The 16,620-nt window shown below is 29.8% G+C and carries 12 protein-coding genes; 11 read left to right on the forward strand and 1 reads right to left on the reverse strand.

Translation table 11 applies throughout. From position 1 onward, the window contains the following. Positions 1 to 1,199: putative LPS assembly protein LptD (locus ACH2BC_RS09840; protein WP_395053823.1), on the reverse strand; the 1,199-nt coding region annotated here is incomplete at its 3' end. Positions 1,200 to 1,279: 80 nt separating this feature from the next. On the opposite strand from ACH2BC_RS09840, the gene ACH2BC_RS09845 reads away from it, so the two are divergent. The 11 genes from ACH2BC_RS09845 (at position 1,280) to ACH2BC_RS09895 (ending at position 16,618) form a co-directional block, all read left to right on the forward strand. Further along, positions 1,280 to 2,389, forward strand: a complete 1,110-nt coding sequence (locus tag ACH2BC_RS09845) for an N-acetylmuramoyl-L-alanine amidase (RefSeq protein ID WP_395053824.1) — start codon at positions 1,280 to 1,282, stop codon at positions 2,387 to 2,389. A 37-nt stretch (positions 2,390 to 2,426) separates the two neighbouring features. Continuing rightward, complete coding sequence (locus ACH2BC_RS09850) at positions 2,427 to 3,584, forward strand: N-acetylmuramoyl-L-alanine amidase (protein ID WP_395053825.1); 1,158 nt, start codon at positions 2,427 to 2,429, stop codon at positions 3,582 to 3,584. A 39-nt stretch (positions 3,585 to 3,623) separates the two neighbouring features. Next, the gene (locus ACH2BC_RS09855) at positions 3,624 to 4,583 is read left to right on the forward strand and encodes an MlaD family protein (RefSeq protein ID WP_395053826.1); all 960 of its coding nucleotides are present in this window, start codon (positions 3,624 to 3,626) and stop codon (positions 4,581 to 4,583) included. Positions 4,584 to 4,613: 30 nt separating this feature from the next. Continuing rightward, positions 4,614 to 5,945, forward strand: coding sequence for a 4Fe-4S dicluster domain-containing protein (locus tag ACH2BC_RS09860; protein WP_395053827.1), 1,332 nt, complete (start codon positions 4,614 to 4,616; stop codon positions 5,943 to 5,945). 131 nt (positions 5,946 to 6,076) lie between these two features. Next, positions 6,077 to 6,523 (forward strand): phosphoheptose isomerase, encoded by a 447-nt coding sequence (locus ACH2BC_RS09865; RefSeq protein ID WP_395053828.1) that lies wholly within the window; start codon positions 6,077 to 6,079, stop codon positions 6,521 to 6,523. A 130-nt stretch (positions 6,524 to 6,653) separates the two neighbouring features. Further along, positions 6,654 to 7,445: a (Fe-S)-binding protein gene (locus ACH2BC_RS09870; RefSeq protein WP_395053829.1), complete on the forward strand. Its 792-nt coding sequence runs from the start codon at positions 6,654 to 6,656 to the stop codon at positions 7,443 to 7,445. Positions 7,446 to 7,449: 4 nt separating this feature from the next. Then, on the forward strand, positions 7,450 to 8,226 hold the full coding sequence (locus ACH2BC_RS09875; RefSeq protein ID WP_395053830.1) for a phosphatase PAP2 family protein: 777 nt from the start codon (positions 7,450 to 7,452) through the stop codon (positions 8,224 to 8,226). 12 nt (positions 8,227 to 8,238) lie between these two features. Beyond that, complete coding sequence (locus tag ACH2BC_RS09880) at positions 8,239 to 8,721, forward strand: ABC transporter ATPase (RefSeq protein WP_395053831.1); 483 nt, start codon at positions 8,239 to 8,241, stop codon at positions 8,719 to 8,721. A gap of 105 nt (positions 8,722 to 8,826) precedes the next feature. Next, complete coding sequence (locus ACH2BC_RS09885) at positions 8,827 to 11,826, forward strand: glycoside hydrolase family 3 N-terminal domain-containing protein (RefSeq protein ID WP_395053832.1); 3,000 nt, start codon at positions 8,827 to 8,829, stop codon at positions 11,824 to 11,826. A 16-nt stretch (positions 11,827 to 11,842) separates the two neighbouring features. Further along, the gene (locus ACH2BC_RS09890) at positions 11,843 to 12,169 is read left to right on the forward strand and encodes a DUF6660 family protein (RefSeq protein ID WP_395053833.1); all 327 of its coding nucleotides are present in this window, start codon (positions 11,843 to 11,845) and stop codon (positions 12,167 to 12,169) included. A gap of 93 nt (positions 12,170 to 12,262) precedes the next feature. After that, positions 12,263 to 16,618 (forward strand): CusA/CzcA family heavy metal efflux RND transporter, encoded by a 4,356-nt coding sequence (locus tag ACH2BC_RS09895; protein ID WP_395053834.1) that lies wholly within the window; start codon positions 12,263 to 12,265, stop codon positions 16,616 to 16,618. Positions 16,619 to 16,620 lie beyond the last annotated feature (2 nt).

The raw sequence follows: 16,620 nt of genomic DNA on the forward strand, positions 1-16,620 counted from the left end.
TTTATAGCAGAAGTCAAACTTAGCTGATTGATAGATTGTTGAAAAAACTGGCTACTTCCAAGATTTACCGATGCAGAAAATCTAGAATTAGGATTGGACTTTCCATCTTTAGTATGTGACCATTGAATGTTATAAATTTTACTTTTAGTATAATCTGGAAAACCACGTTCGCTATTTATTAAGTTTTCAAATCGCATTCTTACTGATCCATTAAAATTGTATTTTTTTGCATAAGAAGATTCAAATCCTAATGCATAACTGCCATTAGTGTAATAATCTCCTAGAATTGCTAAATCATAATTATCGCTTAAAGCAAAATAATAACCTCCGTTTTGCAAAGAATAACCACGTAAATTACTTTGCCCATAATTAGGAATAATTATTCCAGATCTACTTTTTTCTGTAATAGGAAAAAATGCAAAAGGCAAGTATAAAGGTGTTGGAACTCCATAAATTACCATATTTGTTCCGCCAACAACTACTTTTTTTCCTGGAACAAATTTGGCTTTGCTGGTTATAAAATAATATTCTGGATCATCAAAATCTTTGGCAGTTGTAAATCGTGCATTTTTCATAAAATAAACAGAATCATTTTCTTTTTTAGAAATCTCTGCCTTGATATTCATTTCTTGTTGCGTAGTTCTAGAATTCCAAACTAATGCTTTCTTAGTTTTAAAATTAAATCTAATAGAATCAGGTTCAATTACATTGCTACCTTGAGTAAACTTTGGATATTGAATGTAATTTCCAGTAGAATCTTTCAATCTTCCTGCATAAACTTCATTCTTTTTGTAATCCATTACAATAATTCCTGCCTTTAATTCGTAATCTAAATAATACAATTCGGCACCATCATTTAAAGTTAAAAGTTCCTTTTTTTGTTCAAATCGTGCATACTTTTTTGCTTTATATTTTACTTTTCCTTCTAATAATGACTTTTTTATAGTGTCTGTTTTAATTGTAACAACTTTTTCTGTAGCAATTGGCGTTATTTCAACTGGCTTTACTACTTCTTTTATAACAGGAATTGGATCTTTTTTTACAGAAAGGTTTCTCTTTTTAGTTCTAGTTTCTTGTCCTACTACTATGGTATTTCCTATTGTTAGGAAAATTGCTAATAAAACGATATAAAATAAGTTTGTACGCAAAGGTTTAAATGCTATTTTTGTAAAAGTGTGGCTCAATTTTTGAACAGCCAAACTTACAGATTATTTTTCGTCAAAAATAGTCAAATAATAAAATTATAAACTAGCAGTTTTAATTAAAATTAACGTTACAAATGAAATTTATATATAAAAACTCTTTATTGACAGTAATTTTAACTTTTCTTATAAGTAATTTGAGTTTTGCTCAAACAGAAAAGTTTATTTTAATTCTAGATGCTGGTCATGGCGGAAAAGATCCAGGAAATTCTTATCACGGTTTTAGTGAAAAAGAAATTGCACTAAAAACTACTTTAAAAGTGGGTGAATATTTAGCCAAAGACAAAGAAATTAAAATAATTTACACTCGTGTTACAGATGAGTTTATAGAGTTAGTAAATCGTCCGAAAATTGCCAACAAAGCCAATGCTAATTTGTTTGTTTCCATTCATTGCAACTCGGTTAAAAATTTTGGTCCTTCTGGAACAGAAACATTTGTAATGGGTTTGTCTCGTGCCGATATGAATATTGAAGTTGCCAAAGCAGAAAACGCAGTAATTTATTTAGAAGATAATTACAAGCAAAACTATCAAGGTTTTGATCCAACTAATCCTGAATCATTGTTAGGATTAAATATTATGCAAGAAGAAAACTTGAATAATAGTATCAACCTTGCAACCAAAATTCAAGATAATTTTACCAATAATTTAAATAGAAAAACAAGAGGTGTAAAACAGCAACCACTTTGGGTTTTAGATGCAGCTTACATGCCAAGTGTATTGATAGAATTGGGTTTTTTATCTAATATGGAAGAAGGTGAGTTTTTAAATTCATTGGATGGTCAAAATAAAATGGCTCTAGAAATTGCCAATGCAATTATTAGTTACAAAAATGAATATTTTGGTCAAACCGATACAACTGCCACAATTGAAACTAATATTGTTGAAGTTGTTCCCAATACTGTTGTTGCTTCAACAAATAATTCTACAGATGATGAAATAATTTATAAAATTCAATTGTCTACAAGTGAAAGAAACATAAAATTAATTCCTAAAAACTTTAAAGGTTTGGATAGAATTTCATCTTCATCTGAAAATAATACGTATAAATATTTTTATGGATTAACTTCTAATTATGAAGAAGCTAAAAAATTACAACTAGTTGCTTTAACAAAAGGATATTCAACTGCAATTATTACCGCTTTTAAAAATGGTAAATCTGTAGATATTAATGAAGTTATTAAGTAATTATAACTAATTTTGTAAATTAATTTTAAAACTTAAAATGCCAATTACTTATAAAATATTCTTCAAAATTTTAATTATTCTGTTATGTTGCCAAAATTCTTTTTCGCAATCTAATAAGTTTAAAGTTACTCTTGATGCTGGTCATGGCGATCACGATTATGGTGCAGTTCATAACGGTCACATAGAAAAAAACATTACATTAGCGTTGGTTTTAAAAGTGGGTAAAATTCTAGAAAAATCATCTGGAATAGAAGTTATTTATACCAGAAAAACAGATAAATTTATAGATTTAGTAGAACGTGCCAACATTGCAAATCGTGCCGATGCTAATATTTTTGTATCAATTCATTGCAACGCCAATAAAAATACGGTTGCCGATGGAACAGAAACTTATGTAATGGGTATGTCTAAAAATGCATCCAATCTTGAAGCTGCAAAACGTGAAAACTCTGTAATTACTTTAGAAAAAGATTATAAAAATAAATACGAAGGTTACGATCCTAAAAATCCAGAATCAATGCTTGGTATGACCATAATGCAAGAAGAATTTATAGAAAATAGTATTTTATTGGCCGGAAAAATTCAAGATAAATTTGTAGGTTTAGGAAAAAAAAGTCGTGGTGGTGGCGTAAAACAAGCGCCATATATGGTTTTGCATAAAGCATATATGCCAAGAGTTTTAATAGAAACTGGTTTTATTTCTAATGTTGTTGAAGGAAATTATTTAGATTCTGAAAACGGTCAAGATGAAATTGCGCAAGCCATTGCCGAAGCCATTATTAGTTATAAAAAAGATAACTTTGATGGTGGAACTTATCAAGAACCAACAGAAAAACCATCTGATAGAGTAGAAGCAATAACTATTAAAAAATCGGATACTACTAAAAAGCCAGATTCAGTTGTTAAAAAACCAGAAATTAAAACATCCGAAATTAAAAACGGAATTACATTTAAAGTACAACTTTCTGCAAGTTCTAAAAAAGTAGCTTTGGTTTCTAGCAACTTTAAAGGATTAAAAAATATTTCAAGTTCTAAAGAAAATACTATGTATAAATATATGTATGGCGAAACATCTGATTATGAAAATGCTAAAAAACTTTTGCAAGATGCCAAAGGCAAAGGGTATTCGTCAGCTTTTTTAATTGCATTTAAAAACGGAAAAAGTATTTCTGTAAAAGATGCAATAAATCAATAAATTCAACAATTTTATCTAATTTTGTAAAAAATTACTATTTTGAAATTAACACGAGAAATTAAAACAGGAATATTAGCTATTTCATCCATTTTATTATTCATTTGGGGTTACAGTTTTTTAAAAGGAAGCGATTTATTAACCGATTATAAAAAATTCTATGTTCATTATACTAATGTAGAAGGTTTAGTTCCATCTTCATTAGTAACATTAAACGGTTTAACAATTGGAAAAGTAAAAACAATTGATTTACAAAAAGATGGACGACTTTTAGTTGAACTTCAAATAAAAAATGATTTTGCCATAACAAATGGAAGTGTAGCAGAAATTTATTCTCCAAGTCCAATTGGTGGTAAACAAATTGCAATTCTAGTAAATAAAAATGATACAAAACCTGCCGAATCTGGTGCATTTTTAGTTTCTGCAACTAAAATGGGATTAATTGATGGTTTATTAGCAGGACAAATTGATCCGTTAAAACAAAAATTAGACAAACTACTTGATAATGCAAATAGTATGTTAGTAAATGTAAATGAAATATTTGATGCAAAAACTAAAGAAAATTTACAAAGTAGTTTAGCCAATTTAAACGAAACGTTAGCTCAATTTAAAGTGGCTTCTAAAGAAGTAAATACAATGTTGGCAGACAATAAATCTAAAATTGGAAATACCATGACCAACATAGAAAAAGCATCTGGAAATTTTTCTAAATTATCAGATTCTTTAGCTAAAGCAAATATTGGAAAATCTGTTAAATCATTAGAAAAAACCTTGGCTAGTGTAGATAAAATTATGTTAGGTTTAGAAAATGGTAATGGTACAATGGGTAAATTAATTAAAGATGATGCTTTGTATAACAATTTTTCTAAAACTTCTAAAGAATTAGAATTACTATTACAAGATGTTAGATTGTATCCAACAAGATATGTAAATGTTTCTTTATTTGGTAAGAAAAACAAACCATACATTGCACCAAATGAAACGGATACTATTAAAAAATAATACTAATTCACAAACAATAACTCTCAAGATATGAGCTATTTAGATAATATATTTTTCCTTATTCTACTTTCTATCGGAATTGGATATTTTACTATTAATGTAAAAAAAATACTTAGAAATATAAATCTTGGTAAAGATGTAAATAGAAAAGATAATCCTTCTGCAAGATGGAGAAATCTTGCTATAATTGCGCTTGGTCAATCTAAAATGGTGAAAAAACCTGTTATGGGTTTGCTACATATTATAGTATACGTTGGTTTTATAGTTATAAATCTTGAAGTTTTAGAAATTATAATTGACGGAATTTTTGGCACACACAGAGTATTTGCACCACTAGGAAGTTTGTATAATTTCTTAATTGGAAGTTTTGAAATTTTAGCATTTTTAGTATTAGTTGCTGTAATTCTTTTTTGGACAAGAAGAAACGTAATCAAGTTAAAACGATTTGTAAGTTCCGATTTAAAAGGTTGGCCAAAATCTGATGCTAATTATATTTTATATTTTGAAGTTGTATTAATGTCGCTGTTTCTATTAATGAATGCTTCCGATTTTTGGTTGCAACAAGCTGGAGTTTCACATTATGTTCAAGCAGGTTCATTTCCTATCAGTCATTTCTTGTCGCCAATTTTTAATGGAATGTCAGAAAGTGCAGTTGTAATGTTAGAAAGAACTTTTTGGTGGTTACACATTTCAGGAATTTTAGTGTTTTTAAATTATTTATATTATTCTAAACATTTGCATATTTTATTGGCGTTTCCAAATACTTATTTTGCGGATTTAAACCCAAAAGGAGAATTAGACAATCTAGAAAGTGTTACAAACGAAGTAAAATTAATGCTTGACCCAAATGCTGATCCTTTTGCAGCACAACCAGTCGATCCAAATGCAGTTCCAAGTAAATTTGGAGCAAGTGATGTTCAAGATTTAAATTGGGTACAATTATTAAACGCTTATACTTGTACAGAATGTGGTCGTTGTACCGATGCTTGTCCTGCAAATCAAACAGGAAAAAAACTATCTCCACGAAAAATAATGATGGATACAAGAGATAGAATGGAAGAAGTTGGTAGAAATATTGACAAAAATAAAGGTGTTTTTATTCCTGATAACATTTCGTTATTAAACAATTACATTACTGCCGAAGAACTTTGGGCTTGTACATCTTGTAATGCTTGCGTAGAAGAATGTCCAGTAAATATTAGTCCATTATCAATAATAATCGATATGAGACGATTTTTAGTGATGGAACAAAGTGCTGCGCCACAATCATTAAATGCAATGATGACTAATATTGAAAATAATGGTGCGCCATGGCAATACAACCAACAAGACCGATTGAATTGGAAAAACGAATCGTCGTAGAGACGTAATTTATTACGTCTATAAAGTAAAGACATAATTTATTACGTCTAAAAATATTAAAACAAATTTCTATAATGTGAGGTTAGAAATAGTTTAATGAAAATGAATAATTGAATTTTAAAATTAAAAAAATGAAAGCGGAAGACATCGACAAAACCTTACAAACAGTAACCGAAAACGGACAGCATTTAAGTCCAGTTTTGCCAGAAGGAGTAAAAAATTATCTAATAGATATTGACGGAACCATTTGTGATGATATTCCTAACGAAGAACCAGAACGAATGTTAACTGCCGAAGTGTATCCAGATGCATTAATTACATTAAATAAATGGTATGACGAAGGTCATATTATTTTCTTTTTTACATCTAGAACTGAAGCGCACAGAGAATATACGGAACGTTGGTTAAAACAATACGGATTTAAATACCATGGAATGGTAATGGGAAAACCACGAGGAGGAAATTACCATTGGATTGATAATCACTTAGTAAAAGCAACTCGTTACAGAGGAAAATTTACCGATTTAATAGAAAAAGAAGTAACCATCGAGGTTTTTGACGATGGACAACACGAATAATAAATTAGAATTTAGGATTAATTAATTTAGGATTTTATATTTTAAATACAAATTCTACATTTTCCAATTTTAAATAAGTTTATCTGTTTGAGATTAAACTCTTAAACTTTAAACTTCTAAACTTTTAAATATGTCAGAAGTATTAAACGTGCCAACGATGGCCGAAATGTTAGCTCAAGGCAAGCAACCAGAAGTTTTATTTTGGGTTGGTTGTGCAGGAAGTTTTGACGATAGAGCAAAGAAAATTACCAAAGCATTTGTTAAGATTCTAAATCGTGCAAAGGTTGAATTTGCTGTTCTTGGAACTGAAGAATCGTGCACTGGCGATCCTGCAAAACGTGCTGGAAACGAATTTTTGTTTCAAATGCAAGCAATGATGAATATTGAAGTGTTGAATGCTTATGAAGCTAAAAAAATTGTAACCGCTTGTCCGCATTGCTTTAATACTTTGAAAAATGAATATCCAGAATTGGGTGGAAAATACGAAGTAATTCATCATACCGAATTCTTAAAATCATTATTAGATTCTGGCAGATTAACCATAGAAGGTGGACAATTTAAAGGAAAAAAAATCACATTTCACGATCCTTGTTATCTTGGAAGAGCTAATAATATTTATGAAGCACCAAGAGAATTAATCGAGAAATTGGATGCCGAATTTGTAGAAATGAAAAAATCTAAAGCCAATGGATTATGTTGTGGTGCTGGTGGAGCACAAATGTTTAAAGATGCCGAACCAGGAAATAAAGAAGTAAATATAGAAAGAACAGAGCAAGCATTAGAAACCCAACCAGATATCATTGCTGCAGCTTGTCCGTTTTGCAATACCATGATGAGTGATGGAGTTAAAAATAAAGAAAAAGAAGCCAATGTAAAAGTTATGGATATTGCCGAACTTATTGCCAACGCTCAAGATTTATAATTAAATGAATAAAAGAATTGCAATAATAATGTATTTGTTATTGTCAATAAATTCAAATTTATTGGCTCAAATAAGTTCTAATTCTTTTGCAAAAGATTCTTTAAAAATTGAAACATCCAATAATTTAAAATTCAATTACAAGCAGTTAATTATTCCGACAGTCTTTATTAGTTATGGATTAATTGGACTAGAAAATAAAAATTTAAGATTATTTAAAAGTTTTAAAAACGATTCTTTTAATGAATATGGAAAAGATAAAATAGATTTTGATGATGTTATGCAATTTGTTCCTGCTACAACAGCTTTAAGTTTAGATTTTATTGGAGTAAAAAGTAAAAATTCTTTCAAAAAAAGAGCATTGGTGTTAGCAACATCCACAATTTTAATGGGAATTACCGTTAAAGTTATTAAGAAATCTACCAATCAATTGCGTCCAGATGCATCAACATTTAATTCATTTCCTTCTGGTCATACTGCGAATTCATTTTTAGGAGCAGAATTACTTTTTCAAGAATATAAAGACCAATCTATTTGGTATGGAATTTCTGGTTATGCAGTTGCAACGAGTGTTGGCGCATTACGAATATATCATAACAGACATTGGTTTACAGATGTTGTAACTGGCGCAGGAATAGGAATTTTGAGTACAAAAGCTGCTTATTGGTTAGTTCCAAAAATTAGTAAATTGATTTCAAAAAATAAATCATCAAATAATAACACAGTTTTTATTCCTTTTTATGACGGAAAAACAACTGGATTTGGGTTAATTTCCCAATTTTAAAAATAAAAAAATATGTACATTCCATTTGAAAATTTACCCGAAGAATCTAAAATTTGGATATACCAATCAAGCCGAAAATTTTCAGAAGATGAAATAGCCACTATCAATGAAGATTTACAAATTTTTGTTGAAAATTGGTCAGCACACGGCACTTCACTTGAAGCTTCATTTCAAATAAAATACAATCGATTTATAATTATCGCAGTAAATCAAGAAGTGCAAGCCGCAACTGGTTGTTCTATAGATAAATCGGTAGAATTTATTCAAAATATTGAACAAAAATACAGCGTAGATTTATTAGACAAAATGAATGTAGCTTTTAAGCAAGGTGAATTTGTTACTTACAAAACCTTGTTAGAATTTAAAAAATTAGCCAAAGACAAATCGGTTTCAGAAAATACAATTGTTTTTAATAATTTAGTAAATACAATTGAAGAATTTAATGACGGTTGGGAAATTCCAGCAGCCGAAAGTTGGCACAGTAGATTTTTTTAATATTTATTTAGTATAAATTTTTAAAATAAATCTATTTTAAATTCGTTGAAATTAACAAATATAAAAAGTTATGTTGCTTGCAACCTAATTTCAAATAATCAATTAATGAAAAATACAATAAGAGTTTTATTTTTACTTTCCATATTTTTTTTAGTAACCAATTGTGGTACAACAAAAACTACAATTGTACCTCAGAATACTATTAAAACAGAAGTTCCTAAATTTGAAGAAACTTATAATCAACAAGTAAAATCAGACAGAAAAAATTACTTCCCAGAAAGTATTGCTGAAACAAAATGGGTAGACAGTATCTATAAAACATTAACTTTTGATGATAAAGTAGGTCAACTTTTTATGATTGCAGCTTACTCTAATAAAGATGAAACTCACTTTAAAGAAGTAGAAAAATTAATTGAAGAAAATAAAGTTGGTGGATTAATATTTTTTCAAGGCGGACCAAATCGTCAAGCTAAATTAACTAATAGGTTTCAAAGTAAATCTAGAATTCCAATGTTTATAGGTATTGATGCCGAATGGGGTTTAAGTATGCGATTAGATTCTACTTATAAATATCCATTCAACACAACACTTGGTGCCATTAGAGATTTAAATTTAATTAAAAAAGTTGGTGAAAATATGGCAAAAGAATCCAAGCGATTGGGTATTCAATTTAATTTTGCACCAGTTTTAGATATTAATACCAATCCTAAAAATCCTATAATTGGTCATCGTTCTTTTGGTGAAGAAAAAGTAAATGTAACTGAACATGCAATTGCATTAATGGATGGCGCGCAAAGTCAAGGAATTTTTTCTACTGGGAAACATTTTCCTGGTCATGGCGATACTGCATTGGATTCTCATTATGCATTGCCATTAGTAAATTTTACAAAAGAAAGATTAGATTTAGTTGAATTGTATCCTTATAAAAGAATTTTTGATGAAGGTTTAGTTTCTGTAATGGTGGCGCATTTAAACGTTCCAAGTGTAGAATCTAGAGCGAATTGGCCAACTTCAGTTTCGTATAATGTAGTTACAAACTTGCTTCAAAATGAGTTGGGTTTTGAAGGATTAATTTTTACGGATGCATTAAATATGAAAGCTGCAAGTAAATTTATGAAACCTGGCGATATAGATTTAGAAGCATTTCTTGCCGGAAATGATATTTTACTTTTTCCAGAAAATGTGCCTTTAGCTTACGAAAAAATTTGCGTTGCTTATCAAGATTCTATAATTTCTGAGGAACGTTTAGACAAATCGGTAAAGAAAATTTTGCGTTACAAATACAAATCAGGATTAAATAAATTAAAACCAATTGAAACAAAAAATTTGAGTAAAGATTTGATTACTTCTTCCAAAGATGCTTTGCAATATCAATTGTATGAACACGCAGTTACGGTTTTAAAAAATAAAGATAATATTCTGCCAATTAATAATTTAAATCAAAAAATTGCGTATGTAAAATTGGGTGATGATGTAAATTCAAGTTTTGTTTCAACTTTAAAAAAATATACAGAAATTACAGAAGTTACTTCAAATAATTTAGATACTTTAAATGTAAAATTAAAAGATTTCAATACAGTAATTGTTGGTTATCATAAATCAGACAAAGCTTGGAAAAAACACGATTTGTCTGAAACAGAATTACTTTGGTTACAAAAAATTGCAGAAAATAATGTAGTAATTTTTGATGCTTTTTCTAAACCATATTCACTTTCTCCAATTACAAATTTTGATGGAATTGAAGCTGTAATTATGTCATATCAAAATGCTGATATTGCTCAAGAAGTTTCGGCAGAATTACTATTTGGAGCCATTGCATCACAAGGAAAATTGCCAGTTACAATTAATGATCTATTTCCTGTAAATCTAGGTTTAGAAACCGAAAAATTAAATAGATTAGGATTTACAGCGCCAGAAAATGTAGGAATGAGTCAAGAAACGTTATATAAAATTGATGCTGTTGCCAAGAAAGCTATTGATGCCAAAATGACTCCAGGAATTCAACTTTTAGTTGCAAGAAGAGGAAAAGTTATTTATCAAAAATCGTATGGTTATCAAACCTATGAAAAAATTGATAAAGTTCTAAATTCAACTTTATATGATGTGGCTTCGGTTACCAAAATGGTTTCTACATTACCAAATGTAATGCAACTTTATGATAACAAGCAAGTTAATTTAGAAACAAAACTTGGAGAAATGCTTCCAATTTTTCAAAATACCGATAAAAGTGATATTCCTTTTAAAGATTTATTATCACATTATGCACGTTTGCAAGCTTGGATTCCGTTTTATAAACGAACGTTAGACAGTTTAAAAATGCCACTAAAAGAGATTTACAATACTACTTATTCTCACGATTTTTCTAAGCAGGTTTCAGAAAATTTATATATTAAAAATAATTATCAAGATTCTATTTTAAAGCAAATTGCAAACAGTAAATTGTTAGATAAAAAAGAGTATAAATACAGCGATTTTACCTTCATAATTCTGAAAGAATATTTAGAAAAAATTACAGGCAAATCTATTAGTGATTTAAGTCAGAATAATTTCTATAAAACATTGGGAATGAACAATACAACCTACAATCCGTTACAAAAAATAGACTGTTCGTTAATTGCTCCAACTGAAAACGATACTTATTTTAGACATACTTTAATTCAAGGATATGTTCATGATATGGAAGCTGCAATGGAAGGTGGAATTGCCGGTCATGCAGGTATTTTTTCTAACGCAATAGACATTGCTAAAATGATGCAAATGTATCTTAACAAAGGAAACTATGGAAATATTAACTATTTTTCTCCAGAAACTTTCGACGTTTTTAATACTTGTAATTTTTGTTTAGAAGGAAATCGTCGCGGATTAGGATTTGACAAACCTCAATTGGGAAAAGAAGGTCCAACTTGCGGTTGTGTTTCTAAAGCAAGCTTTGGTCATACTGGATTTACAGGAACAATTGCTTGGGCAGATCCAGAAACAGAAATTATTTATGTGTTTTTATCAAACAGAACTTTTCCAGATTCGAATGCACCAAACAGACTTTCAAAAGAAAACATTCGTGAAGACATTCAAAAAATTATTCAAGAATCAATTTTAGATAAATAATTACTATATTTACGATATGAAATTCTTAACAATCATAGCATCAATTTATTTCGTAGCACTTTCGTGTTTACCTTGTAGTGACGTTGTAGAAATAAATTTCGAAAAATCTAGTAAAGAGTTGCAATCCAATCATGAAAATCATTCTCATGAAAAAGAAAATCATTTATGTTCTCCTTTTTGTATATGTAATTGTTGTGGTTCACAAATAATAAATCATTTTAAAATTACTACAATTTATTTTCCAATTACAACATTAAAAATTTCTTCTCAAGTACCAACATACACTTCTATTTTAACTTCCAATTTCTACGGAAGTATCTGGCAACCACCACAAATAGCATAACGTAACCCAATTTATTTGGGAAAATAATTTGTGAATTTCACACAGAAAATAAAGACACATCCTGTCTATTTTTTAATACGTTATACTTTTTAAATGTTAGATAAAATTATACAATTTAGTATAAAGAACAAGTTTGTAATTATGTTACTAACTTTAGTTCTAATTGCCTTTGGTAGTTATTCTTTAAAACAATTACCGCTTGATGCCTTGCCAGATGTTACCAATAATCAGGTTCAAATATTAACTACTGCACCAACTTTGGCAGCTCAAGAAGTAGAACAATTAATTACTTATCCACTAGAACAATCTGTAAAAACTATTCCTAAAGTTATTGAACTTCGAAGTATTTCGCGCTTCGGATTATCAGTTGTTACGGTAGTTTTTAAAGATGATGTAGATATTTATTGGGCAAGAGAACAAATTTTTCAACGATTAAGCGAAGCTAAAGAAAATATTCCTGCCTATGTTGGTTCGCCAGAATTAGCACCAATTACTTCTGGACTTGGCGAAATTTATCAATATGATGTGTATGCCAAAAAAGGATATGAAGAAAAATATGATGAAATAAAATTACGAACCATCCAAGATTGGATAATTATTCCGCAATTGCAAGGAATTGAAGGTGTTGCAGAAGTAAGTACTTGGGGTGGAAAATTAAAACAATATGAAGTTGCAGTAAATCCAAATAAACTCAATAGTTTAGGAGTAACTATAACCGATATTTTTAATGCTTTAGAAAAAAACAATCAAAATACTGGTGGCGCTTACATTGAAAAAGACCAATATGCCTATTTTATTCGTGGTGTCGGAATGGCAACTGGAATAAAAGATTTAGAAAATGTAGTTGTTAGCAACAAAAATGGTTCACCAATTTTGGTGAGAAATGTCGCCGAAGTTCGAGAAGGAATTGCCTTGCGATATGGTGCATCTACCAAAGATGGAAAAGGAGAAATTGTTTCTGGATTAGCATTAATGTTAAAAGGCGAAAATTCGAGTGCTGTAGTTGAAAGAGTAAAAGAAAAAATGATTCAAATCAATAAAACTTTGCCAGAAGGTGTTGTTGCTGAGCCATTTATTGACAGAGGAACTTTAGTTGACAATGTTATTGGAACTGTTACTAAAAATTTATTGGAAGGCGCATTAATTGTAATTTTTGTACTTATTTTATTTTTAGGAAATCTTCGTGCCGGATTAATCGTCGCTTCTGTAATTCCGTTAGCCATGCTTTTTGCAATAATTCTGATGAATGCTTTTGGTATTAGCGGAAATTTAATGAGTTTGGGCGCAATAGATTTTGGAATAATTGTAGATGGTGCAGTAATTATTGTTGAAGCCACAATGCATCATTTATATAGAAAGAAAGTAAAAAGTTCTGTTGAAATTGATTCTAAATTTTACACGCAACAAGAAATGGATTCAGAAGTTTATAATTCTGCATCCAAAATTAGAAACAGTGCAGCTTTTGGTGAAATAATTATTTTAATTGTTTACTTACCAATCTTAGCTTTGGTTGGAACCGAAGGAAAAATGTTTCGTCCAATGGCAATGACTGTTGGTTTTGCGGTTATTGGTGCATTTTTACTTTCCTTGACTTATGTTCCAATGATGAGTGCATTATTTTTATCCAAAAAAACAGTTCAAAAAGAAAATTTTAGCGATAAAATGATGGCTTGGTTCGAGAAAATCTATTCGCCATTTTTAGCAAAAGCACTACGATTTAAGAAAGCTGTTTTGGCTTTAACTGTTGCGATTTTTGTTTTTGCAATAGTAGTTTTTCAAAATATGGGCGGCGAATTTATTCCAACAATCGAAGAAGGTGATTTAGCAATAAATGCCACAATTATGACAGGAAGTTCGCTTTCGCAAATGGTTAAAACAACTACGCAATATGAGAAAATTCTAAAATCTAAATTTCCAGAAATTAAAACAATAGTTTCCAAAATTGGAAGTGGCGAAATTCCAACCGATCCAATGCCAATTGAAAGTGGCGATTTAATTATTGTTCTAAAAGATAAAGACGAATGGCGAAGCGAATTTGATAATTGGGAAGATATTGCCAACGCAATGAAAGAAGAAATGGAAACAATTCCTGGTGCAACTATAGAAGTATCACAGCCAATCCAGATGCGATTTAATGAGCTAATGACTGGAAGTAGAAGCGATATTGCCATCAAAATTTTTGGTGATGATTTAGAAGTTTTAGATGAAAAAGCTACCGAATTAATTGCTAAAGTTCAAAACATAGAAGGTGTTGGCGATTTAAAAGCGGATAAAGTTACAGGTTTGCCACAAATTACCATTAAATATGACTACAATAAAATTGCTTTGTATGGTTTAAATATTGCCGATATTAATCAAATAATTCGCTCGTCATTTGCTGGTGAAAGTGCAGGAAAAATTTATGAAGAAAGCAAACGATTTGATATAGTTGTACGAATGGATGCTGATAATAGAAGTGATATTACCGATGTAAATAATCTTTTTATTCCTTTGCCAAATGGTCAACAAGTACCATTATCACAAGTGGCAAAAATTAATTTTGAACAAGGTCCAGTGCAAGTTTCTCGAGAAGATGGAAAACGAAGAATTACTGTTGGGTTGAATGTTCGTGGTCGAGATATTAAAAGTGTGGTAGAAGAAATTCAAGCTAAATTAGACAAAGATTTCAAACTTCCTGCTGGATATTATGTTACTTATGGTGGACAATTTGAAAATTTAATTGAAGCTTCCAAACGACTTTCGGTTGCTTTGCCAATTGCATTAGGATTAATTTTGATATTATTATTTTTTACATTCAATAGTTTTAAACAAGCAGGATTAATTTTTACCGCCATTCCATTATCAGCAATTGGTGGTGTTTTTGCACTTTGGATTCGTGGAATGCCATTTAGCATTTCAGCAGGAATTGGATTTATCGCCTTATTCGGAATTGCAGTATTGAACGGAATTGTATTAATATCCTATTTCAATCAACTAAAAGAAGAAGGAATCACCGATGCTTTTCAACGTGTAATAATAGGAACAAAAACCAGACTTAGACCTGTTTTAATGACTGCATCCGTGGCATCGTTAGGATTTTTACCAATGGCATTATCTACAAGTGGTGGCGCAGAAGTTCAAAAACCTTTAGCAACGGTAGTCATTGGCGGATTATTATCTGCAACATTATTGACTTTGATAGTATTGCCGATTTTATATTTATTGTTAGAAAAAGGAATTAAAAAAAGAAAAAATTATATGAATACATCAATTGTCACTATTTTAATTTTGCTTTTCAGTAGCTTTTCATTTGCGCAAAACGGACAAACAATTTCATTAGAAAAAGCCATAGAAAACGCAAAATCAAACAACATCGATTTAAAAATTGCAGATAAAGAAATTGAAAAACAATCTATTCTTAAAAAAACGGCTTTTCAAGTTGATCCTTTGCAAGTTCAATATCAAGGCGGACAATTCAATAGCAATTCTTACGATCATAATGTTAGTGTGCAACAATATTTTCCCGTAGGAAAAATAACAAAAGCCAACAGGCAATTGCAAGAAGAGTTAGTAAAACTGGCAGAAAAACGAAAAGCATTAACAGAATTTGAAATTGAAAAAGCGGTAACATTATCTTATTATCAATATTTATTTGGTGTTTCTGTTCAAAAATTAAATGCTGAATTGAACCAAATTTACACTAAATTTTTAAAAAATGCAGAACTTCGATTTAAAACTGGAGAAAGTGGAAACATTGAAGTAATTAGCGCCAAAGCAAAAGTTAAAGAAATTGAAACTCAAAAAGCGCAGTTGGATTATGACTTGGCAATTTATCAAAAACAATTACAATTTTTTGTTCAAACCGACGAAAATATTATTCCAGATCATACAACGCCAATTGAGTTTTCTAAAATTTCTGATGCAAATGATTCTAAATTAGAAAATTTGGTAAACGATTATTACCAACAGCAAATTTTAGTTTATGAAAAAGAAGTCAATACTTTTAAAGCTTTAAAAACACCAAAATTAGGATTGGGCTATTTTGCACAAACTATCGATACCAAATCGTTGTTTCAAGGTTTTACTGCTGGACTTCAAATTCCTTTATTTGGCGGTGTAAATTCGGCGAAAGCTAAAGCATCTCAAGTAAGTATTTCGCAATCGCAATTAGAATTAGATAAAAACAAATTTGCGTTAAATCTTCAAAAGCAAGAATTGCAAAATGAATTTGAAAAGCAGCAAAAAGGTTTAGATTATTATAAAAAAGAAGGTTTGCAATATGCCGAACAAATTATAACAACTGCACAAAAAAGTTATGAAAATGGCGATATGAGTTATTGGACCTACATTAGTTTTTTAAATCAGGCCATTGATATTAAAAAAAAATATGCCGAAACCTTGAATCTATTCAATTTAAGCGCAATTCAATTGCAATATCCATCATCCGAGCGTAGCGAACGGACAAAGTAATT

The organism is Flavobacterium sp., assembly GCF_043760115.1.
Lineage (GTDB): Bacteria > Bacteroidota > Bacteroidia > Flavobacteriales > Flavobacteriaceae > Flavobacterium.